The sequence below is a fragment of the Paenibacillus sp. J5C2022 genome, from assembly GCF_025567625.1.
Lineage (GTDB): Bacteria > Bacillota > Bacilli > Paenibacillales > Paenibacillaceae > Pristimantibacillus.
This window is the reverse complement of the sequence record NZ_JAOQJC010000025.1, coordinates 19678-41911: the sequence shown is the minus strand read 5'-3', so window position 1 is coordinate 41911 and position 22234 is coordinate 19678. Positions and strand designations below refer to the sequence as shown.

The 22234-nt window shown below is 53.8% G+C and carries 23 protein-coding genes; 20 read left to right on the top strand and 3 right to left on the bottom strand.

The genetic code is table 11. From position 1 onward, the window contains the following. Positions 1–26: 26 nt before the first annotated feature. From M6D81_RS19550 to M6D81_RS19480, 15 genes are all read left to right on the top strand, one after another. Entirely contained in the window at positions 27–254 is a 228-nt protein-coding gene (locus tag M6D81_RS19550; protein ID WP_262678663.1) for a hypothetical protein, read from the top strand. A 72-nt stretch (positions 255–326) separates the two neighbouring features. Next, positions 327–1418, top strand: coding sequence for a family 20 glycosylhydrolase (locus M6D81_RS19545; RefSeq protein WP_262678662.1), 1092 nt, complete (start codon positions 327–329; stop codon positions 1416–1418). A 288-nt stretch (positions 1419–1706) separates the two neighbouring features. After that, positions 1707–2381, top strand: coding sequence for a helix-turn-helix transcriptional regulator (locus M6D81_RS19540; protein ID WP_317259150.1), 675 nt, complete (start codon positions 1707–1709; stop codon positions 2379–2381). Positions 2382–2395: 14 nt separating this feature from the next. Beyond that, entirely contained in the window at positions 2396–3196 is an 801-nt protein-coding gene (locus tag M6D81_RS19535) for a pyruvate, water dikinase regulatory protein (RefSeq protein ID WP_262678661.1), read from the top strand. 31 nt (positions 3197–3227) lie between these two features. Next, positions 3228–3632 (top strand): nucleoside-diphosphate kinase, encoded by a 405-nt coding sequence (gene ndk, locus M6D81_RS19530; protein WP_262678660.1) that lies wholly within the window; start codon positions 3228–3230, stop codon positions 3630–3632. 137 nt (positions 3633–3769) lie between these two features. Continuing rightward, positions 3770–4873 (top strand): P-loop NTPase family protein, encoded by a 1104-nt coding sequence (locus M6D81_RS19525; protein WP_262678659.1) that lies wholly within the window; start codon positions 3770–3772, stop codon positions 4871–4873. Then, positions 4863–6098 carry a TadA family conjugal transfer-associated ATPase gene (locus tag M6D81_RS19520; RefSeq protein WP_262678658.1) on the top strand — a complete coding sequence of 412 codons (1236 nt, stop codon included), beginning with the start codon at positions 4863–4865 and terminating at the stop codon, positions 6096–6098. The genes M6D81_RS19525 and M6D81_RS19520 overlap by 11 nt, the downstream gene beginning before the upstream one ends. Then, a complete protein-coding gene (locus M6D81_RS19515) occupies positions 6082–6930 on the top strand; it encodes a type II secretion system F family protein (RefSeq protein ID WP_262678657.1) in 849 nt (282 codons plus the stop codon). The genes M6D81_RS19520 and M6D81_RS19515 overlap by 17 nt, the downstream gene beginning before the upstream one ends. Positions 6931–6943: 13 nt before the next feature. Continuing rightward, entirely contained in the window at positions 6944–7822 is an 879-nt protein-coding gene (locus M6D81_RS19510) for a type II secretion system F family protein (protein ID WP_262678656.1), read from the top strand. 29 nt (positions 7823–7851) lie between these two features. Beyond that, entirely contained in the window at positions 7852–8049 is a 198-nt protein-coding gene (locus M6D81_RS19505; RefSeq protein ID WP_262678655.1) for a Flp1 family type IVb pilin, read from the top strand. Next, positions 8024–8761: a TadE/TadG family type IV pilus assembly protein gene (locus M6D81_RS19500; RefSeq protein ID WP_262678654.1), complete on the top strand. Its 738-nt coding sequence runs from the start codon at positions 8024–8026 to the stop codon at positions 8759–8761. Before M6D81_RS19505 ends, M6D81_RS19500 begins: the two co-directional genes overlap by 26 nt. Beyond that, entirely contained in the window at positions 8758–10980 is a 2223-nt protein-coding gene (locus M6D81_RS19495) for a TadE/TadG family type IV pilus assembly protein (RefSeq protein ID WP_262678653.1), read from the top strand. Before M6D81_RS19500 ends, M6D81_RS19495 begins: the two co-directional genes overlap by 4 nt. After that, entirely contained in the window at positions 10946–11947 is a 1002-nt protein-coding gene (locus M6D81_RS19490) for a TadE family protein (RefSeq protein WP_262678652.1), read from the top strand. Before M6D81_RS19495 ends, M6D81_RS19490 begins: the two co-directional genes overlap by 35 nt. 16 nt (positions 11948–11963) lie before the next feature. Next, positions 11964–12407, top strand: a complete 444-nt coding sequence (locus M6D81_RS19485; RefSeq protein WP_262678651.1) for an A24 family peptidase — start codon at positions 11964–11966, stop codon at positions 12405–12407. Positions 12408–12428: 21 nt separating this feature from the next. After that, a complete protein-coding gene (locus M6D81_RS19480; protein ID WP_262678650.1) occupies positions 12429–14102 on the top strand; it encodes a DUF6382 and FHA domain-containing protein in 1674 nt (557 codons plus the stop codon). On the opposite strand, the gene M6D81_RS19475 is transcribed toward M6D81_RS19480, so the two are convergent. The 3 genes from M6D81_RS19475 to M6D81_RS19465 all read right to left on the bottom strand — a co-directional run bounded on the left by M6D81_RS19475 (position 14099) and on the right by M6D81_RS19465 (position 16618). Further along, a complete protein-coding gene (locus M6D81_RS19475) occupies positions 14099–15046 on the bottom strand; it encodes a TIGR01777 family oxidoreductase (RefSeq protein WP_262678649.1) in 948 nt (315 codons plus the stop codon). The genes M6D81_RS19480 and M6D81_RS19475 overlap by 4 nt on opposite strands. A gap of 439 nt (positions 15047–15485) precedes the next feature. Then, the gene (locus tag M6D81_RS19470; RefSeq protein WP_262678648.1) at positions 15486–16007 is read right to left on the bottom strand and encodes a hypothetical protein; all 522 of its coding nucleotides are present in this window, start codon (positions 16005–16007) and stop codon (positions 15486–15488) included. Between the two features lie 179 nt (positions 16008–16186). Further along, positions 16187–16618 carry a DUF2621 domain-containing protein gene (locus tag M6D81_RS19465; protein WP_262678647.1) on the bottom strand — a complete coding sequence of 144 codons (432 nt, stop codon included), beginning with the start codon at positions 16616–16618 and terminating at the stop codon, positions 16187–16189. Between the two features lie 102 nt (positions 16619–16720). On the opposite strand from M6D81_RS19465, the gene M6D81_RS19460 reads away from it, so the two are divergent. The 5 genes from M6D81_RS19460 to M6D81_RS19440 all read left to right on the top strand — a co-directional run bounded on the left by M6D81_RS19460 (position 16721) and on the right by M6D81_RS19440 (position 21969). Then, the gene (locus M6D81_RS19460) at positions 16721–17851 is read left to right on the top strand and encodes a deoxyribonuclease IV (RefSeq protein WP_262678646.1); all 1131 of its coding nucleotides are present in this window, start codon (positions 16721–16723) and stop codon (positions 17849–17851) included. Between the two features lie 41 nt (positions 17852–17892). Further along, the gene (gene purU, locus M6D81_RS19455) at positions 17893–18783 is read left to right on the top strand and encodes a formyltetrahydrofolate deformylase (protein WP_262678645.1); all 891 of its coding nucleotides are present in this window, start codon (positions 17893–17895) and stop codon (positions 18781–18783) included. A gap of 86 nt (positions 18784–18869) precedes the next feature. After that, positions 18870–20888 carry a transketolase gene (gene tkt / locus M6D81_RS19450; protein ID WP_262678644.1) on the top strand — a complete coding sequence of 673 codons (2019 nt, stop codon included), beginning with the start codon at positions 18870–18872 and terminating at the stop codon, positions 20886–20888. Positions 20889–20951: 63 nt separating this feature from the next. Next, a complete protein-coding gene (ppnP, locus tag M6D81_RS19445; RefSeq protein ID WP_262678642.1) occupies positions 20952–21269 on the top strand; it encodes a pyrimidine/purine nucleoside phosphorylase in 318 nt (105 codons plus the stop codon). 178 nt (positions 21270–21447) lie between these two features. Further along, positions 21448–21969 carry a DUF420 domain-containing protein gene (locus M6D81_RS19440; RefSeq protein ID WP_262678640.1) on the top strand — a complete coding sequence of 174 codons (522 nt, stop codon included), beginning with the start codon at positions 21448–21450 and terminating at the stop codon, positions 21967–21969. Positions 21970–22234: the final 265 nt, after the last annotated feature.

Here is a 22234-nt window from a genome sequence, read left to right as displayed (position 1 = left end):
TCACAATTGGGCAAAAAGAAATGGTTATGTCACAGGTGCCTTTTGGATGTAAGGTAGCGTTATTCGGCAGCGACTCGCCTCAAATTATCGATTTAACCGGAAAAATCATGAGCCCCTTGAAAGATACTGTCGTTCAGTTATTGTTCAAAGTATATGAGGAAGCCGACCCGCAGCAATATGAGATATCTAAAAATGTAAGTGTTATTGTGCCTGGGGTACTTGCTCATCAAGCAGATGCTAATGGCAAACCGTAGTCAGTAATTCCGGCTTTAAGGAAATGGGCAGGCGGTTATGGAGAGTTTCAGCTTACATCTGAATCGAGAATCGTGCTTAGAAATGAAAACAGTAAGCAACTCAAACAAATCATTGGACCGGATATACATATTGGAACCGACGAGTACGATGTAGCGAAACAGGACGGACCAGGCAAAAAACGATTGACAGAGTCTTTTAGAGCCTATACGAATGAGTTAATTCGATATGTGAAGAGCAAAGGAAAGACGCCTCATTTTTGGGGGTCCTTAAAAACGTTTGCGGGTGAAATCCCAGTGAGCAATGATGCAGTAATGGACATATGGAATACGGACTTTGGCGATGCGAAGCATGCCATTGACCTCGGGTATGAGATCGTAAATATGGAGCATCGTCCCCTATACATCGTTCCGATTGTAAGCGAGCCAAGCGATTGCATGAACATCAGGCATGTGTATGAGAACTGGGAAACGGAGTGTTTCTTTCCTGACACGGTTTTGCCGTATGGGCATCCTCAGCTTAAAGGTGCAGTCAGCAGTTTATGGAGTGATATTTCAGCGTCAAAGGGCTTCTCTATGGATGACAGCCATTATCGTTTGTTTCCAGTTATCCCGTTGCTGGCGGAGAAGACATGGGCAAGCCATGTATTGGACAGAGCCTATGTACAATTTGCCGAAGATATAAATGTGACAGGTGAGCCGCCGCTCGTCAATTTGGCGTGGAGAGTTGAGAGTATAGCGAAGGATGGCTGCATTCTAAAATACGACATTAGAAATAATGTAAAGGACCAATCCGGCAACGGTTATGATGCTGAAGCCCATTATACTGAGCTGGTTGAATGTGACTCGGACTGCTTCTTGACTTTCAACGGAGCCAGCACTTATTTGCAAACTCCGCTTAAAAATCTGGGCTTTGGGTGGACATTGATTGTTTCTATTCAACCGGACGAAGATTTTTGTGATTCAGGCATTCTGCTTGAGTCAGATCACGGCAGACTTACTATCGATATGAGCTTAGACGGGGGAATTATTCTTAGTGAGGAAAAATATAGCAGCAAATTCAAATATATTCTGCCGAAGGGGAGATGGACGAAGCTTATGTTGACAGGAGACCATGAAGGTACTGCTTTAGTGGTCAATGACGGGGAGTATACGGAGCGGCTGTAAGAAAGCGGGCCTGGAAAATATCTGCATAGCTTCGTACTTCCGCTTGAACGAATTGGGAGCGAAGTAAAGTCATATAAAGGGAAAATGAGAATGTTAGAGGTGTATAATTCCATTATTAATGACAACAGAACAGAGCAATCAACGATGTAACATAAGTTGGTGAGTTGAATCATTATTAAGTGTGACAAAAATCACAACTCTGCGCATGAAAAGAATGCGGAGTGAAATATTTATTGTGTAACAAATGTCATTGTGATATGTTATATAAGTCGGTGTATAATAAGCGATATGATATATGAGTCATATAGGGAAGAGGGGAGAACGATTCAGTTAACATCTCGACAAATGGAGCTTCTTGAGCTGGTGAAGAAGCATTCGCCGGTTACAGGCGAGCAATTAGCTGAATATTTGGGTGTCAGCCGCCCTACATTGCGTTCGGATCTTTCCCTGCTTGTGATGCTCGGCATGCTGGATGCGAAGCCGAAAGTCGGTTATTTCCTAGGAAATGCCTATAAGCCGAACAATGAGTCCATGCAGCGACTGAGCAGCTTGAAGGTAGGCGAGGTGCAAGGAGTGCCCGTCAATATTCCGGATTCCTTGTCCGTGCATGATGCGGTTATCACCTTGTTCACCGAAAATGCGGATACGCTTATCGTTGTCAATGAAAACAAGCGGTTCGCCGGCATCGTTACGCCCAAGGATCTATTGAAGATTACTTTGGGCAATCCAAGTGCGGCATCCATACCTGTCAGTATGGTGATGACCCGATATCCCAACATCGTTACTTTGCTTCCAAGCGATTCCGTCCATGACGCGATTATGAAGATGGCGGCGCATCAAGTAGATTGCCTCCCTGTCATTGCGCTGCGCGAGGAGTCTGGACAAGATCCGGAAGTGGTAGGTTGGGTGTCGAAGTCCGGTATTATTGCATTATTGGCGGACATCGCGTCAGTCGGGGAATAGGAGGAGCCATATAGATGACAGAGCAAATGATATATATATGCTCGGATGCGGTAGGAGAGACGGCTGAAGCGGTTGTGAAGGCGACATTGCGTCAGTTCTCGTCGGAGAATGTGAAAATCAAGCGTTTCGGGCACTTGCGTTCCGAGGATGAGATTTCGCGTATTGTAGCTGATGCGGCAAAAAACGGCGGATTTATCAGCTACACATTGGTACAGCCTGAATTGAGAGCACTGATGAAAGAGGAATCGATGAAGCATGGCGTAACCGCGGTCGATGTGATGGGACCGATGATGCAGGCGTTCGTGGATACGTTCGGCAGCTTTCCGAAGCGCGAGCCGGGGCTGCTTCATTCTATCGATGAGGCGTATCATAAGCGGATGGAAGCGATCGAGTTCGCGGTCAAGTACGATGATGGCAAGGATGTTCGGGGATTGTTGCAGGCACAGGTTATACTGATCGGCGTGTCGCGTACGTCCAAGACGCCTGTAAGCGTTTATTTGTCTCATAAAGGGATAAAAACGGCGAATCTTCCGCTTATGCCCGAGGTGAACCCGCCAGCTGAATTAAAGTGCGGCCCAGGCCGATTAATCGTAGGGCTGACGATGAAGCCGGAGCACTTGCTGCAAATTCGCACGGAGAGACTGAAGGCTCTGGGACTGCCCGCATCCGCCCAATATGCTTCGGCTGATCGGATTCAGGAGGAGCTCGACTACGCTTCTTCTATTATGAAAAGCTTGAATTGTCCCGTCATCGATGTTACGAATCGCGCGATAGAAGAGACCGCAGGCATTATTAGTGAATGGCTTAACCAATAATTGGATATACCAGATAACGGAGGGAATACTCATGAACAAAACATTTGTAATGGTGAAACCTGATGGTGTGGCAAGAGGTTTGGTAGGTCGTATTGTAGCGAGATTCGAGGAAAAGGGCTTTAAGCTGGTACAAGCCAAGTTGATGCAGTTGGGAAGAGAGCAAGCAGAGGTTCACTACGAGCATTTGAAGGACAAGCCGTTTTTTGGCGAATTGGTCGATTTTATCGTCTCAGGTCCCGTCTTCGCGATGGAGCTCCATGGGAACGATGCCGTGAAAAACGCTCGTTCGGTTATTGGAGCAACGAATCCCGTTGAAGCGGCTGCCGGCACCATTCGCGGCGATTATGCTACTGATGTAGCCAGCAATATCGTCCACGGCTCCGATTCGGATGAAAATGCGGAGAAAGAGCTGCGAAATTTTTTTCAACAACAATAGTTGACGAAATGTCCATCATATGGTAGATTTGATGGCAAGTTCATATTTCTGTGACATGACGGAAGCACCGTTAAGGGCAGCAGCCAGCTGCGCCCTTTGCGGTGCTTTTTTTGCGTTGGGAAGAAGGGAGAGATGGGATGCGCTATCAACTGGCGGTAGTTATGCAAGAAGGGGAGTATATGAAGCGGCTGGCTGATTATGTGCGAGACAGTCCCTTCAGCGAATCATGGGGGGTGTCCGCTTTCACAAGCGCGGACGCGTGCAAGCAGTACATCGAGAGGGGATATGCCGTGCATCTGGTAGCTGCGGAGCCGGAGCTGCTGGAGGAACTGGAGCATGTCATTGCGGCTATTCCTGCCGTTGCATTAGTGGAGAAGCTGGGGGAGAGCTGCGCGCTTCGCGAACTATTGAAGTATCAATCGCTCCCGATGCTGCTGAAAGGGCTGACGGAATGGTATGGCCGAAGCATCGGGAATCCGGTTCGATCCGCCGCAGCCGCATCAGGTCAAGCCGACAGTTGTGGAGTTATAACGGTATGTTCAAGCGCTGGCGGAGTAGGCAAGACGGCAGTGGCGCTGCATCTGGCTCATGCGGCGGGCACCAGGGGGCTTCGCACCTTCTACTTGAATCTGGAGCGTTGGAACACATCGATGCGCTGGCTCGGAACGGAAGGAGCGGAAGGGGAAGGGATGTCAGAGCTGCTGTATGAGATAAAGGCCAAATTCAGCACGGCCAGGCAATGGCTGGTCCGTCATCGCCAATATCATCCGCTGCTTAAAACGGATTACGTGTCGGCCTTCAACAATGTGGAGGACAGGCTGACCTTGACGTCAGAAGATGCTTCTGCACTGCTGGAGCTGATTGCGGGGACGGGGGAGTACGATGTGATTGTCGTGGATGGCGATGACAGTTGGGACGATATGCGTGCAGCGTTAATGGAACGATCCCGGCATATGCTTATGGTGCTGACGGAAGATCCCGTTGTAACAGGCAAGCATGATCTGGCGATGACCTATGCCCGGCAACGCTGGGGGGAGAGATTGCAAGCGATGCAAGACAAGATAAAGCTGGTATACAACAAGTCGAGCGGCATGCAATTGCGTGTAAGACATGCGTATGGGCTGCCCTTCGTACACGAATGGCAAGCCGGCGGAACATTGCTGTCATCGCCGCAGTTCAGGGCTGCTGCCGACAAGCTGCTGGAGCAGCTTCTAGAGAGTGATTGCGCCCATGTCCGCTAACGAAGCCATGATCGCGCTGCGCGAGCAGGTGCGTGCCCGATTGGATTTCAGCGTAGCGCTCAGCGACGAAGAGCTGATGAGGACGGCTGAAAGGGTGGTGCTGGAATGGAGCAATCAGCATACTCTGACAGCCTCCGAGAAGGTCGATTACGTACGGAGACTGTTCCATTCCTTCAGAGGGCTGGATATTCTTCAGCCGCTGATGGAGGACCCCGAAGTGAATGAGATTATGATCAATAATCACAAGGAGATTTTCGTAGAGCGGGCGGGAGAGATAAGCAGGCTGGCCGCCTCGTTCGAAAGCCGGGAGAGATTGGAGGATCTCATACAATCCATCGTCGCCGGAGTGAATCGCATCGTGAATGAATCCACGCCAATCGTAGATGCCCGTCTGAAGGACGGCTCCCGCGTGCATGTCGTGCTGCCTCCGGTTGCTTTGAAGGGGCCTTGCATGACAATTCGCAAATTTCCCGAGCAGCCGATGACGATGGAGCAGTTGGTGGCGAAGGGGACGTTGACGGAGGCGGCGGCAATGTTCCTGAAGACGCTTGTGGAATCGAAATACAATATTTTCATAAGCGGGGGTACAGGAACGGGAAAAACGACCTTCTTGAACGCGCTGTCCCAATTCATTCCGCGCGGCGAGCGAATCGTGACCATTGAGGATTCGGCAGAGCTGCAGCTCGCTACGATTCCCAATCTTGTCTCCTTGGAGACGAGAAATGCCAATACGGAAGGGAAAGGAGAAGTAACCATTCGCGATCTTATACGAGCTTCGCTCAGGATGCGTCCCAATCGGATAGTGATCGGAGAAGTGCGCGGCGGGGAAGCGCTGGATATGCTCCAGGCGCTCAATACGGGCCATGAGGGATCGATTTCCACCGGGCACGGCAATAGCGTGAAGGATATGCTGGCCCGTCTGGAGACGATGGTGGTAGGCGCGGCGGAGCTGCCGCTGCCCGTCATTCGGGGACAGATGGCTTCCGCCATCGATATCATGCTTCATCTGGCCAGATTGCGGGATGGTTCCCGCAAAGTGGTGGAGATAAGCGAGATTACAGGTATAGAGTCCGGGGAGATCAGTCATCGTCCGTTGTTCGTGCATCGTGAGGGGGGGAGCGTGAGCGCGGCGGCAACACTTATTCGCACAGATCATCGTCTGCAACGCACAGCCAAGCTGGATATGGCGGGAAAGGGGGTGGAGGGCATTGGAACTGAGAGCTGATCTGCTGAAGAGCGAACGAATGAATCGGGTACTGCGCTGGTCCGGTTGGGATTCATTATGGGAGAGAGAAGCGCCGAGAAGGGGAGATCAACCGCTGCAGTACACTTCGTACCGCTTGACGGACCGGGAGCTTCTTCTCTCAGTATTGCTGTGTGGAGCAATGCTGTTCTTCGCCGCTTACTTGTTCTACCACTCCGTTGCGATCTCCTTGTTCGCTTCATTGGGAGGGATTCTGGCTCCAAGATACAGGCGGGCGGCCATGCTGGAGAGAAGACGCAATATGCTGAAGCTGCAATTTAAAGAAGCGCTATACTCGTTGACATCTTCCCTGGCTGCGGGACGATCGCTGGAGGTGGCATTCAGGACGACACTGGAGGATCTGCGATTGCTGTATCCGGATGCCTCTGCGTTCATACTGCAGGAATTCCAGAGAATCTGTCATCTGTTGGACACCGGAGAACCGTTGGAACGCGGACTCAAGTCGCTGGCCATGCGGGCGGGCATCGAAGAAATTGCCGACTTCACGGAAGCGGTAGTCACCTGCAAGCGGTCGGGCGGCGATATGCTTGTCGTGATGAGGAGAACTTCCTCCATTATAGGCGAGAAGCTGGGCGTAGAGTCGGAGATAAAGGTGCTGATCGCCCAGAAGCGGTTCGAGGCGCGCATCATGATGGCTGTTCCTTTCGTATTCATGCTCTTCCTGAGCCTGGCTGCACCCGATTATATGAAGCCAATGTACAGCTTGCCCGGGTATGTCCTGTTGACGGTCGCGCTCCTGATTCTGTCGCTGTGCTTCTGGACGATGCATCGCATGATGCGCATTACGCTGTGAAGGAGGGCGGGAGATGGCTGCTGCTGTTGCCGCGGTGCTCCTCACCGCGTGCTGGCTTTATGGGATGGGCGGTAAGGCGCTGCGACGAATCGGTAAGGGATTGTTTACGGGAAGAGGGGGAATGCGGAGCAAGGCGCATGCCAAGGAGATGCTGCTGGAGGCACCGTTCCTTAAGCTGCTGGAGCATCTCCGCTTGTATGACAAGCTGGCGCTGCAGTTCAATGCGTTCCATATGAAGCTGGCGGTGCTGAAGGGACAGTCGTGGACGATTGAGCGAAGCAAGCGGGAGGCGGCGGCGACGGTGGGCGGCGGTTATGCCGCCTTGACGGGAGGGTCTTGGCTGGCATGGATCGGCGAGGAGAGCTTGCTGCTCCTGGTCGGGCTGCTGCTTGGCATCGTTCTGCTATGCAGGCCGTATGTGGAGGCGGGGCGCGAGCTGGAGAGAAGGAAGCGCAAGATGGTGGCCGCGCTTCCGGGCGCCATGAGCCGACTGATGCTCCTCGTAGGAGCAGGCGACACGGTAGCGAATGCGTTCCAACGCTGCCTGGAAGGACGGGAAGGGAGCGACCATCCGCTGTATAAGGAATGGGAAGCGGCAGCGGAGGCTCTGCGTAACGGTCAATCGTTCAGCTCGGTTATGGAGCGGTTCAACCGCAGCTGTGCGATTCAGGAGATCGCGGTGTTCACCACCGCACTTCTCCTTAATTATCGCAGGGGAGGCGATCAGTTTGTGCTTGCGCTGCGCGAGCTGTCCTACTCTTTATGGGATAAGCGGAAGGAGATTGCGCGCACGGGCGGGGAGGAAGCCTCGTCCAAGCTGGTTTTTCCGCTGGTTGCGATATTGCTTGTCATGATGGTGCTTGTAGCAGCGCCAGCCGTTATGGTGCTGTGATGATTATGATAATGGAAGGATGAGTGGATATGGCATACGGTGCATGGAGAAAGTGGTCGGGGAAAGCGCGGCGATTCTTCCGGAATGAGAGCGGTCTGGGCACGCTGGAGGTCATCCTGATTATTGCGGTCGTTATTATAATCGCACTTCTATTTAAGGATTGGATTATAGCATTGGTCAATGATTTGATGGACAAAGCGGATGATCAGGCAAACAAGATTTTCTAGGCTGGCGGAAAGTTGGCGCATTTGGCTGGCAGGCGACCGCGGCAGCTATACGTTGGAGTCCGCTATTGTGTTCCCTCTTTTGTTCGCTGTAGTGCTGCTGTTCCTGGTACTGGGGCTGTATCTGCATCAAAAGGTTGTTGTGCTGTACGCTGCAGCCATAACGTCGGAAAGGGCGGCGTTCGCCTGGGACAACAGTCATCGCGATCCTGCAAGCGGCATTCTGCTGCAGCCGAATTATGACGGACTGTATCGGCGATTGGGAGGGGATGGCGCGCTTGCCAGCATGTTCGGCCTTGCAGGGGAAGACGGACGCACGGCTGTGCAATGGCCTGTCAAACCGGGCAGCTCGGACGAGAACGATGGCTTGACCGCGCAGAAGCTTCTGCGTGCAGCGCGATGGATGGATGGAGCCGAGCTGGCGTATAAGGGCGAGATCAGCTACGGTGTCAGCGGATTGACAGGTGCTGTTGTGAGCAGGCTGGTGCAACCTGTCGCTTCGAAGCTGCCTTGGGAACATGGGGCCATGTCTGAAGGACCGGCTGCCGTCTATTCCGGAAGCGTCGTGGACCCTGTGGAATTTACGCGCAGTGTGGAGCTCGTCCGATATTATACAGCCAAGTTCGGCAATCGGACCGGTGCCGGAAGAGCGAAGGCAGACGCCCGCGAAGTGCTGGCTTCATACGGCGGTAGCGGCAAGGGAGGAATGCGATGAAGCGGCCGGACGGAGTGAGGCGGTTGCTTTGGCGAGATGACGGGGCGGTCACGATATTCGCGGTTGTCGTCTTATCTTCCTTGCTGCTGTTCTTCGCGGTGCTGATCGATTATGCCAGAATTGCCGCTTTGCACAAGCTCGCGGAGGACGCGGCCCGATCCGGTGCGCGATCCGTCTTGTCGGCTTACGATACATGGCTGTACGAGCGTTATGGCTTGTTCGGCAGGGGAGGTACAGACGGAGAGGAGATATTCCGGCAAGTGCTGGAGGGTAATCTGGAGAAGAGCTCACCGTCCACCTTCACGATTGTGGAAGCGCGGGTCGAGGAGGCGGAAGTGCATACATCGCTTACGCTAGGCGAGCATGATGTATTCGCAAGAAGCGTGCTTGAGGAGATGAAGTACAAAGCGCCGATCGACTTCACGCTGGAGATCGCAGCGCGGCTTGCTCCGCTGGCCGGCGCGATGAAGGAGGCTTCTCATGCGGTCGACACATTGACGCAGCTCCGGCAGTTATATGAGAAGAGAGAAGCCCGCATTGAGGCGGTCTTCAAGCTCCAGCAGCAGGCGGCGGACGAGCTGCGGGGAAGCGCTGTTCATGCGCTTATCCCGATTGGAACTGGTGGGGGAATCTCTGGTACAGCGGCCGCAGCTGTTGAAGGCTACAGCGCTTATGCGGAGATGAAGCTGCATGACCTTTCCCTGCCGGAGGATGGGGAGCCGCTGTATGGTAGCGAGATTGCCGGCTATGAGCAGGAAGTATGGACCTTGAGCGATGCCATCAGAAGGGCAGGGGACAGCTTGCATCTTCGGCATATAGAGTTCATTGGGAAAGCGTCGGAGGAGCTGGAGAAGGCGGAGACGATTAATGAGGAGATGCGCAGAATAGCCGAGTCGGCGGAGCGTGAGGCGAACGCGGCGTATGATACGGTATCCGGGAGCAAGGTGCCAGGCGCTGCACGCAGCGGGATGCCCGACGGCGGGGCGGATGAGCTGGCAGAGGTGCGGAAGGCCGGCAAGGAACTGGTGCTAGGTGCGGAATGGTTCACCGATTACAAGCAGGAGCTGCTGCTGCAGGGAGCTGACGGGACAGGTTATATTCACGCAGGCAGACAATTGTTGTCCAATATGCAGACAGCCATGTCCAATCCGGGAGCCCGGCATGTTCACTCAGCCGCTCTGGCGAACAGTCTCGCCGCCATTCATACTGCTTACCGGCTTTACAACGAACGGTATTTGGTGCCGGGCAGCGTAGTAAAGAGTCGCCAACAAGCGCTGGCAGGCGGCGAGCTGAAGCAGAAGCTGAAGGAACAGGAGAGTATGGCCGAGACGCGCTGGAAGCAAGCGCGGAATCTGCTGAACGGTATTGCGGCCTTGCCGTCGAATGAAGAGCATACGCGCCAATACCGACAGGTTGAGAAGCACTATCGGGAAAGCCTGCTGTCCAATGCGCAGGGAGACGACGGGCAGTCGGAGCTGCAGCAGCCTGCAGAGGGAGCCTATGACGCTGCCCGACAATCCTCCGCTGCAATGGACAACGTGTTCGCCGACTTGTCTGACATGCTGCAGCACACCAGGGACGACTTTTACTTCGGTGAGTATGTTGTAGCCAGATATTCCCGATTCGAACCGCAGCATTTGCTCGGTTTGATGAGGAGCGGAGACGTCTCCGGCTTGGCGGGCCTGACTTCCTTCCATAACCAGGAGGCTGAATATGTGCTATACGGCTTTCACACCCCGACGGGCAATCTGATTGCCGCCTACGGGGAACTGTTCTCCGTACGTCTGGCCATACGGACGATGGAAGGACTGATTGCGAGCCGGTCATTGGGCCATCCTTTGCTGATTTTGTCCGCTGCTATCGTGTACGGATTGGAAGGCGCGCTGGCAGATATGCTCTCATTCGCTGAGAGAGGTGCCGCGCCTCTGTCGAAATACGCAAAGGTCGATCTGGGCTACAAGGACTATCTGCGCATGTTCATGCTGTTGCATGGCGGGAAGCGGGAAGAAAGGCTAGCGCGCATGATCGCCGTCATCGAACAAAATGGGGATTTAAAGCTATTCTCCGTACCGGCTGGGGTGACGGGCGAGGCAAGGCTGTCCATAAAGCTGCTGTTCCTGCCCGGCATGATGAAGCTGCTGGGACATTGGGGACTGCTGGACGGGAAGGTGGCAGGCAACCGCTATGAAAGCAGTAAAATTGTCGGCTGGTCTTATTAGAAGCAGGAATAACTGTGCAAGAGTGAAGGGCTCTACAGAGCATAAGGGGCTGAAAGAGGAGCAGTCGGGTTCTATTGTGCTGGAGGCGGCTATTGTTACCCCATTCCTGCTAATTGTGCTGATGACTTTCATCATACTCGTCTCGCTGTGCGCCACGCAGATGGCTCTGCACTCCGCAGCATCCAATACTGCGCGACAACTGGCGGCGCATATGCGGCCAGTCGCACTTGCAGGGGCCTATCTGCCTACGTCGCCTGATGGTCCGGCGGACTTGCCCGGCTGGGGAGAAATCGCCGCTTCGGGTGCCGAATGGCTGCCGGAGCCTGCAGGCGAGCTTGTTGCCGCCGTATTGCGCGGAGACTGGCAGCCGCTCGTCAATTGGGCGGCTTCCGAGCTGGGACGCCGTGCCGTGGAACCGTTCGTCCGGAATTCGTTGCATAATGATGCGGTATTGGACCCCGATCGAGTGGAGCTCGCCAAGCTGACTCTTCCCGATCTGCAGACGAGAGATCCCGCCTACCTGTCCGTAGTGCTAGACTATCAATTTCCGCTTAAGCTCCCCTTCTACGGCAAGCCGCTTATACTGCGCGAGCGAGCGTCCGAACGGGTATGGCTAAGCGATGCGAAGGCTGCCGAATACGGCTCGGATAATGGTGCTGACGGAGAGGACGTGACACTGCAGATTGTGGCCGTTCATCCTTCTCCCTTGCGTCCGGGACGCAAGGCTACAGTAACGGCCAAGACGAATCCGGGAGCAAGGATATCGCTAGGCATCCGGTACAAGAGCGGCAACAGCAAGGCGAAGCATATCGGAGAAGCCGTAGCCGACGAGAACGGTTTCGTGCAGTGGACATGGCATGTCTCAGGTAATACGACGCCAGGCATATGGCAACTGACCGTATCCACGATTGAGGGTGAGCTTCAGGTGTCCCGTCATTTTATCGTAGAGAAGAAAGAGCAGGAATAAGAGAGGAAGGGATCGGATGGCGTTACCCGGCTTGGCGGCGGCAATTTTACTTGCCGCTGCGTTTGTGACGGATGTTCGCAGGCAGCGGATTCCGAATGCTCTGACAGGCGGTTTCTTCCTGGCGGCTTGCCTGTACGCACTATTGTCCGGAGGCTGGCAACAGCTTCTGCAGGCGTTGCTGGGAGCGGCCGCAGGCTTTCTGCCTCTCCTGCTGCTGTATGTGCTGAAAGGAATAGGAGCCGGCGACGTAAAGCTGTTCGGGGCCACGGGTGCATGGCTCGGCATAGCGGCCGTGCTGCAGCTTATGATTTATGCGATGCTGTTCGGCGGATTGATCGGGTTGACGTTGCTTGTGCTGCGCAAGGTGCGGCCGGGGAGCAGGCTGGCATGCCGCAGCAGCTTTCCGTTCATGCTGGCTGTCGCACCTGCAGGCGTAGCGCTGTGGATGATGGTGGATTAACTTGAAGGGGTGGGGGATGTAATGGCGATGCATGCTTTCCGCATTGATTTTGCCATGAATCGGGGACATGTCATGATAGTGGACCGGAAGAAGGGAATATACCGCGACGAGTTGGATGATATCGAGATGAATATGCTGCGTGCCGAGTCAGTTCCGCATCTGTTGCCGATCGATTGGTTCGAGCTGGACGGCAAGCTGACATTCCGCTATGCGCTCTCGGGAATGAGGATGCTGGTCCATCGCCTGCAGCAGCAGCCGCTGACGATGAGCCAGTACTATAGTCTGTTGCTTAGCGTTACCGATGCTTTAGCTGAATGCAGAGATTACATGCTTCGTCCCGAGGGGTGCTTGCTCGGCGACCAGTTCATCTTCATGGGAGAGCGGTTCGGGGATATACGTCTCGCATATATTCCGCTGAAAGGAGATCTGGAAGAGGATGCGCAAGGCGCAAGCGAGCTCTTGTCTCTCGCAGTTCGCTGGACGTCATATGTGGATGATATTGACGGCGAGGGCCTGAAGCGCATATTTCAATTGCTTAGTGAAATCCGGTGGCCTTTGGCAGAACTGCAAAAAACGTTGCTGGACATGCTGGGAGAGGATAAAGAACAATCTTCAATACCTGCTATAGGCCGATTGCCGCAGGCAAAAGAGTCCGTTAGCCCGGCATTCCCCGCTAAGCCGGACTGTTCACGGCCGCCGGAAAGCATTGCCGACGATGATATGGCGGCAGCAAGAGGAGAGGCGGCGAAAGCTGCGTCATCAGGCTCGGCTGCCTCGCCGGAGATGCAATGGAAGCCTGCGCAATCTAATCCTTGGAATAAAGCCGACAAGGAGCTAGCGAAGAATGTGGATGACGAGTGGGAGGAGGAGGATGCTCCCACGAAGTCGGGCAAGAGTAAATGGACGATTTATGCGGTCGCTCTGATTGCCATAGCTTGCGTATGGCGTTTCATCTATTTGCCGGTGCAATCCAAGCCGGGTCTTCTGTCCAGTGCAGGCCTTACGCTTATGATTGTGGCTGTCTCCGTGTATATGAGCAAGAGAGGCAGTGAACTATTCACATCTGCCAAGGAAGCCGAGGATGATGAAGAGCTGTTCGAGCCCAGTACGGATATGCTGCGCAAGAAGATCCTCTGGGAGCCTCAGCCGATTCACAGGGAAGGCACTACGCATTCGCTGGGCAGTTATGCCGTGGCGGAAAGCGCAAGCCCGCTCGGGTCTTCTGGGTCCTCCGATTCAGATATTTCCGCCGATCATGAACATGTCGGACCCGTTCACTCTTCCGTGCCTTCTCCGGCGGTAGCCATCGCCCCTACGACACTGCTGGAGAGGGAGGAGAGCGGGGAGTTGGAAGCGTATCGCAATGATAGCGGCAGCGGTTCTCCCGTGTTATGGCTAAAGCGAAGGTGGGAGGGGCGGGAGGAAGCGATCGAATTGCCGGGCAAGGAAGCATTCAAGATTGGAAGAGCTGTAGATGGCGTGCATTACTCCGAATTGGCGGAAGGCGTATCCCGAATTCATCTGGAGATAGAACGCAAGGATGGGGAGCATCAAGTCAAGGATCTGGGCTCCCGCAACGGGAGCCTGCTGAACGGCAAGCTCATGGTCCCATATAAAGCTTACAGCTTGACGCAAGGGGACGTCATTCATTTAGCGGGAGAGAAGGGGCCTTGCTATGAGGTGAACATGCGCTAATCATTGCGTTGGCTTCGCTGTCGCTTGCCGACCAATTGCTCCATTGCACTGTCTATCGCGGGATACTGGAATCGGAAGCCGCATTGCTGCGATTTCTTCGGAACCGCGCGTTGACCGTCCAGCAACAGTGTCGACATTTCGCCGAAGAGGAGACGCATCAGGAAGGCCGGCACAGGAAACCAATGCGGTCGGCCCATGGCTTTGGCTATCGCTCTTCCGAACTCATCGTTGCTGACAGGCTGCGGAGCGGACGCATTGACAGGACCGTCGATACTGTCATCGTCAAGGCAAAATAAGATGAGCCTCACAATATCGTGAAGGTGTATCCATGACAAGCCTTGCTTGCCGCTTCCGACAGGGCCGCCTCCAAATAACCGATAGGGCAATGCCATTAGCGGGAAAGCTCCGCCTTTATCCGCCAGTACGACTCCGACGCGCAGCTTCACAAGCCTTTCAGCCGGTATGCGGTCGGCGGCGTGCTCCCATTGCTTGACGACCTCCGACAGGAAATCCGTTACGGCTGTAGGGCTGCTTTCGTCGAACACCTCATCTTGCGATATGCCGTAAGCCGATATGCCGGAAGCATTGACGACGACATGCGGCTTCTTCTCCAGCGACTTCACAAGCTGTGCTACTTGTTCCGCAGCCCATATTCTGGAGTTCAATATGCGTGCTTTCGCAGAATCGTTCCACCGCTGGTTGATGCTTTCCCCGGCAAGATTGACGATTGCGTCTAGTCCTTCCAGGATGCCGAGATTATTTTGCAGGGAATCCCAAGTGACAACATGCAGAGGCTTGCCGCTTGTGCTGCTGTCGTCGCGTGTGCTGCTGTCGTCCCCGGAATTCTTTCGTGTAATTACAAATACCTCGTCCCCGCGCTCCAACAATACCTGTGTCAGCGCTTTCCCGATAAAGCCCGTCCCTCCGGTTACAGCGACCTTCATCCGATAATCCCCCCTTTATATGAATACAATCCGACTAAGCGTTCCATCGCGTTTGCTTGCAACCAGTTGCTATGTACGATAACTCACACAATTGTGACAAATTGGCGCATGAATTCGATTGCGTTGTACGAAAAAACGTACAAAAGCGGTAGGTTGGCGCGACTGGCTGGGTGCTTTGTATGAAAATTCGTACAAAAGTGACTAATTGGCGCGACAGTCTGGGTGCTTTGTATGAAAATTCGTACAAAAGTGGCTAATTGGCGCGACAGTCTGGGTGCTTTGTATGAAAATTCGTACAAAAGTGGCAGATTACCGCAACTATCCCAATGCTATACCATTACCGCTTGCATGATGCTCTTTTGCTGTCTCCATTCTACCATGAAAAAGAGCACCGGACGATTAAGTCAAGTGCTCTTTGGATTTGACATTACAGCAGCAGTTATTTGATTTCTTCAATGGACTGAAGCCATAACTGCTTCACGTTATTCTCGCTGTCAATTACTTTCTCCGTATATTCGAATTTGACCTTGGCCTCGGCGGGAAGCTTCTCGATGATCGCTGTCAATTCACTTGTCAGCCGATAAGCATTAGGCCCTTCGTCTGTCCTGATCTCGACGGAGTTGGAATCAATTGCGCCGGTATAAGTTCCTTCCCCATGAAGGACTGCCTCCGAAGAACCGTCATCCCCGGTGACTCCGTTGCCGTCGCCATTGTCACCGTTACTGCCCGTCCCGGATGAGGCATCGTTCCCGCTACCATCATCGGATGGCGTATCGGGTTCCATCACACCGTCATTATCCGGCAAATTGTTCGATCCGCCCGTATCATTGTTCACTTGGCCGTTCCCATTATTGTCTGGAGTCGGGCTTGCATTATTGCAGGCGGACATCGATAGAGCTATCGCAAGCAGGAGAGCTGCTGCCGCAGTGGCTTTCTTCTTCATCGTATTCTTGTTGTTCATGATAGAACCACCTCCTGTACATTAAGACGAAGCAGGCGCAGGAGAGGTTGCAAAAATGTGAAAGCATGCTTTGCAGACTTTCAGTTCGCGTATATACGAAAGCCCTGCATCGCGTCGCTTGTATTGGAACTCCTGCCTTTCAGTTCGCGCATATACGAAAGCCCCTGAGCGAGAATTTCTCATTTGTTCAGCAAATGCTCGTAGGCGGAATAGTCGATTCCCTTGCGATCCAGAAAGCTTACGAGACTGCGGTAGTCGCGCTTGGGGGTAGCTCTTATGTAACCTTCGATGCAGTGATCCCTCGTTACTCTGGAAGCGCCCTGCTCGATGGCGACTTGCCCGATCTTGGCCGCGATGGAATGCTTGGCAATGTCGCGGAATGCCGTCGGTACGGGCGATACCAGCTCGTTCAATAGCGACTTGGAATCTTCGTCCCACATGCTGCGGCTTCTCTCGACCCAGTAATTCTGCCAATCCAGCTTGGACTTGCCGTCCCGCATCGGGAGAACCTTCAGAAATTTACGGAACATGAAGAAGCCGCCGACGGCCATTGAGCCTACCATGACGATCGCCCAAAATAAAATAAAGTAAAACCAAATACCTTGGTCCATGTTGCTTGTCACCTCTCACATTGAATTATAGCGTATTCCTAGATTTATTTCGACATTACCTGTAAAATAAGGGGTGATTAACGATAAAGGGGCGGTTGAGTAATGTTGAAAATAGGTTCCCACGTATCATTTTCGGACAAGGGGTTGCTGACTGCGACGAAGGAAGCCATCACATACGGCTCAAGCACGTTTATGATCTATACGGGAGCGCCGCAAAATACGAGACGCAAACCGATTGAATCGCTATATATTGAGGAAGGGAAGGCGCTGATGGAGGAGTCAGGCTTCGGCGAGATCGTCGTGCATGCTCCCTACATTATTAATCTGGGCTCCTACAAGGAAGATACGTTCGAGCTGGCCGTTCGCTTCCTGCAAGAAGAAATCCGCAGAACGGATTGTATCGGCGTGCGCAACATTGTGCTGCATCCCGGCGCTTATACGGACAAGGACGCGGAATACGGCATTAACCGCATTGCGGAAGGGCTGAACGAAGTGCTGTCCGGTACAAGCGGCACCAATGTGAACATTGCGTTGGAGACGATGGCGGGCAAGGGCACGGAGATCGGCCGCAGTTTCGAGGAAATCGCTTCTATCATCGATAAAGTGCAAGACAACAGGCGGCTGACGGTCTGCATGGATACCTGCCATATGCATGACTCCGGCTACGATCTGAACAACGATCTGGACGGCGTGCTGGAGCAGTTCGACCGTATCGTAGGCCTGGATCGCGTGGCGGTCGTTCATATTAATGACACCAAAAATCCGAAAGGGGCGGGCAAAGACCGCCATGCGCCGATCGGCGCCGGTTATCTGGGCTTCAAGACGATCTCGAATATCGTCCATCACGAGGCGCTGAAGGGTCGACCGTTCATTCTGGAGACGCCATGGATCGGCAAGGATGCGAAGAAGCAGCGTCCGATGTACGAAGCGGAGATCGCCATGCTTCGCGGTAATGTCAGAGAGCGTCTGGGTGAAAGTTTCCTGGAGGATGTCGAGCGTCTGCACAGCTTCTTCGGCAAGCAGGAGCTCGATCCGCGCGGGTATCTGCTGGAGACGTGGGATGTGCTGAAGGGCGACGCCAAAGCGAGGAAAGCAGACCCGCGCGAGCCGATGGAGCGTTTGTACGATCTGATGCTGGCAGAAGGCGCACTGTCCGCGGAGCTCTCGGAAGAAGAGGTTAATCATCGACTGACCGCTTGTCTCGCCGGCAAGGAATTGCTCGTACAAGCATAGAATAGATTTCATATCATACGAGAAAAGGAAGATTAATGTATATGTCTATCCATTCCAATGAAACGCAATCAGGCGCGGCGGCAGGCCGCGCCCGCATGCTGATATCCTGTCCGGACCGTACCGGCATCGTGGCGACCGTCTCGCACTTCCTGCATGAACACGGCGCCAACATCGTACAATCCGACCAGTATACGATGGACCCGGAAGGCGGCATGTTCTTCATCCGCTTCGAATTCGATCTGAACGATCTGGAGAAGGAGCTGCCGGTTATCGTAGAAGACTTCTCGCGAGTTGCCGACCGCTTCGACATGAAGTGGAGCACGTTCCGCGCGTCCCGCAAGAAGCGTCTTGCCATCTTCGTATCGAAGGAGGATCATTGCCTGCTGGAGCTGCTGTGGCAATGGAGATCCGGCGATCTGGACGCGGATATCGCCATGGTCATTAGCAACCACCCCGACATGCGCGAACAGGTGGAATCGTTCGGCATCCCGTACCATCACGTTCCCGTCACTCCGGAGACGAAGGCGGAAGCGGAACGCGAGCAGATGGAGCTCATATCCGGCAAGGCCGATCTGATCGTACTGGCGCGCTACATGCAGATTATCTCGCCGAAGTTCATCGAGCAGTTCCCGAACCGCATTATTAATATTCATCATTCCTTCCTGCCGGCGTTCGTCGGCGGCAAGCCATATCAGCAAGCCTACAAGCGCGGGGTGAAAATTATCGGCGCCACGGCCCACTACGTAACGGAGGAACTGGACGGCGGCCCGATCATCGAGCAGGACGTGCAGCGCGTGACGCATCGCGACAATGTGGACAGCCTGAAGCGGATCGGACGCACAATTGAACGCGTCGTATTGGCCCGCGCAGTGAAGTGGCATATCGAAGATAGAGTACTTGTGCATCAAAATAAGACAGTTGTATTCAATTAATAGTGAATGATACAATATGCAAAAGAATTCTATAGCTTTAATACGTTCAAGTATTGAAGGTGTAATGACTCTAGGAGGATTTGAAAATGACAGTCACTCAAAAATCGATAGAACAGCTCTCTATTGACACGATCCGCACCTTGGCAATCGATGCGATTGAGAAGGCGAAGTCGGGCCATCCGGGCATGCCGATGGGCGCAGCGCCGATGGGTTACCAGTTATTCGCCAAAAATATGAATCATAATCCGGCGAATCCGGAGTGGATCAACCGCGACCGCTTCGTGCTGTCCGCCGGTCACGGCTCGATGCTGCTGTACAGCTTGCTGCATCTGTCCGGCTACGATCTTCCGCTGGACGAGCTGAAGAACTTCCGTCAGTGGGGCTCCCTCACGCCAGGCCATCCGGAATTCGGACATACGGCGGGCGTAGATGCGACAACCGGCCCGCTGGGGCAAGGCGTAGCGATGGCTGTCGGAATGGCGATGGCGGAAGCGCAGCTAGCCGCTACTTACAACAAGGACGGCTTCGACATTATTAATCACTTTACTTATTCCATTTGCGGCGACGGCGATCTGATGGAGGGCATCTCCCATGAAGCGGCATCCCTCGCTGGCCATCTGAAGCTCGGCAAGCTGGTCGTGCTGTACGATTCCAACGACATCTCGCTTGACGGCGAGCTCAACCTGTCTTATTCCGAGACGGTGCAAAGCCGCTTCGAAGGATACGGCTGGCAAGTGCTTCGCGTAGCCGACGGCAACGATCTGGGAGCCTTGTCTGCAGCGGTTGCGGAGGCGCAAGCGGTGCTTGACAAACCTACCCTGATCGAAGTGAAAACAGTAATCGGCTACGGCAGCCCGAATAAAGGCGGTAAGGGCGGCCATGCGGGCCCTCACGGTTCTCCGCTGGGCGAAGAGGAGACGAAGCTGACGAAGCAATTCTACGGCTGGTCCGAGGAGCATCAGTTCCATGTGCCTGACGAAGTGCGCGCTCACTTCGCGGAAGTGAAAGCGAAGGGCGAGCAGGCGAATGCGCAGTGGAATGCGATGTTCGCTTCCTACAAGGAAGCTCATCCGGAGCTTGCAGCGGCATTCGAACAGGCTATTGCAGGAGAGCTGCCTGAAGGCTGGGATGCAGACCTTCCGGCATACTCCACAGAAGACAAACCGGTATCCACACGTGTCGCATCCGGCAACGCGCTGAATGCGCTGGCGAAGAACGTTCCTAATCTCGTTGGCGGTTCCGCCGATCTGGAGAGCTCCACGATGACGAATCTGAAGGGCTTGCCGCAATTCAAGCCTGGTAGCTACGACGGCCGCAATATATACTTCGGCGTCCGCGAATTCGGCATGGCTGCGGCGATGAACGGCATCAGCCTGCATCGCGGACTGAAAATCTACGGAGGCACGTTCTTCGTGTTCACGGATTACTTGCGTCCAGCCGTACGCTTGTCTGCGCTTATGAAGCAGCCGGTCGTCTATGTTCTGACGCACGACAGCATCGCCGTCGGTGAAGACGGTCCGACACACGAGCCGATCGAGCAGTTGGCTTCGATCCGCGTCATTCCGGGCCTTACGGTCATTCGTCCTGCCGATGGCAACGAGACGTCCGCCGCATGGGCTTACGCGCTAGAGAATAAGGACAATCCGGTAGCGCTGGTGCTGACGCGTCAGAATCTGCCGATTCTGGAAGGCACTGTAACAGGCGCGCGCGATAACATGCGCAAGGGAGCGTATGTCGTCTCCGATGCGGCTGATGGCAAGCCGCAAGCGCAAATTATCGCGACCGGCTCCGAGGTTCAGCTTGCGGTAGCGGCACAGCAGGAACTGGCGAAGCAAGGCATCTCCGTTCGCGTTATCAGCATGCCTAGCTGGGATCTGTTCGAGAAGCAGCCGAAGGCATACAGAGATTCCGTTCTTCTGCCGGACGTGAAAGCGCGTCTTGCCGTAGAGATGGCTTCTCCGTTCGGCTGGGAGCGATACACGGGCGATCAAGGCGCTATTCTCGGCATCGACACCTTCGGAGCTTCCGCTCCGGGCGGCCGCGTCATTGAGGAGTACGGCTTTACGGTCGAGAACGTTGTGAACAAAGTAAAAGCCTTGCTGTAACGTATAACGCAATACGATGCAGTTCGAAGACACATTTCATCGAATAAAGGGGAAATCTTCACCATGTCGCAATTTGAAAATGTAGCAGTCGTTAAGAAAGCCAATGTTTACTTTGAAGGCAAAGTGACGAGTCGGGTCGTGCTGTTCCCGGACGGAACGAAAAAGACGCTGGGCATTATGCTGCCGGGCGAGTATGAATTCGGGACAGATTCTCATGAAATCATGGAGATTCAGAGCGGAGACCTGCTTGTGCTTCTGCCAGGGGAAGAGGAGTGGCTGCATATTCAAGGCGAAGGTGAATTCCAAGTCCCTGCAAACACGAAGTTCAAGCTGCAGGTAAAGCAAGTCACGGATTATTGCTGCTCTTATATCACGGAGTAGCGCGGATGATAGGAGGCTGTGCCGGGAAATGCGGCGCAGCCTCCTATTGCGCTTGCGCCATCCGAGGCTCATAATTTGTTCCTATTTTTGTGACAAAAGTGACATGGAGAGGATGGTTTCCTCTGCACAAATTAGGATAAAGTATAGTCATGGGCAATTGTGATAGGAGGATGCATCGATGAAGGAGAAAAACTATACGCCGCTCGTGGCGGTGCTGACGGTAGTGCTCGTCGGCATTATTGCAGTGCTGTTCTTTCTGCCTGCATATGATGGGGAGATTGGCTTCGATGTGAAGCTGCTGCCGCTGCTTAATGCCATATTCAACAGCTTTACCTTCCTTGCGCTGGTAGTGGCTCTTGTGGCAATCAAGAAGAAAAATATTCGCATGCACCGGGCGTTTATCGGCATGGCATTCACGACGACAACACTGTTCCTGGTCTCTTATGTGACGTATCACTATTTGACGGAATCGACGCCATACGGAGGCGAAGGCTTGCTCAGAGGTTTATATTTCTTTGTGCTGCTTACGCATATCGTGCTGGCGGTCGTTGTCGTGCCACTGGCGCTTTTGTCGGCGATCAGGGGACTGGCCAATCAAGTGGAGAAGCATCGCCGCATTTCACGCTGGACGATGCCGGTATGGCTGTATGTAAGCTTCACCGGAGTCGTCGTTTATTTGATGATTTCCCCCTACTATTAGTGCGAGTTCAAAAAGCTCGGTTTTCAGCACCGAGAAGATTGGACGAAACTAGGAAATGAGGAGCGGAGCGTAGTGGAAGCTACGTGAGCACCTGAAATGTTTCCGAAGGAAACATACTTCGAAAGCATAAGCTTGTTCCGGTTGAGTTCAATATTCGATGTCGAATACTCCTCTTGGTATACTTCGTGACCAAAAGCGGGCTTTTTGAACAACCTCTATTAAGGCTCGAAGCAGGCGGAATGGCGTTCAGACACTTGTGTTCGGG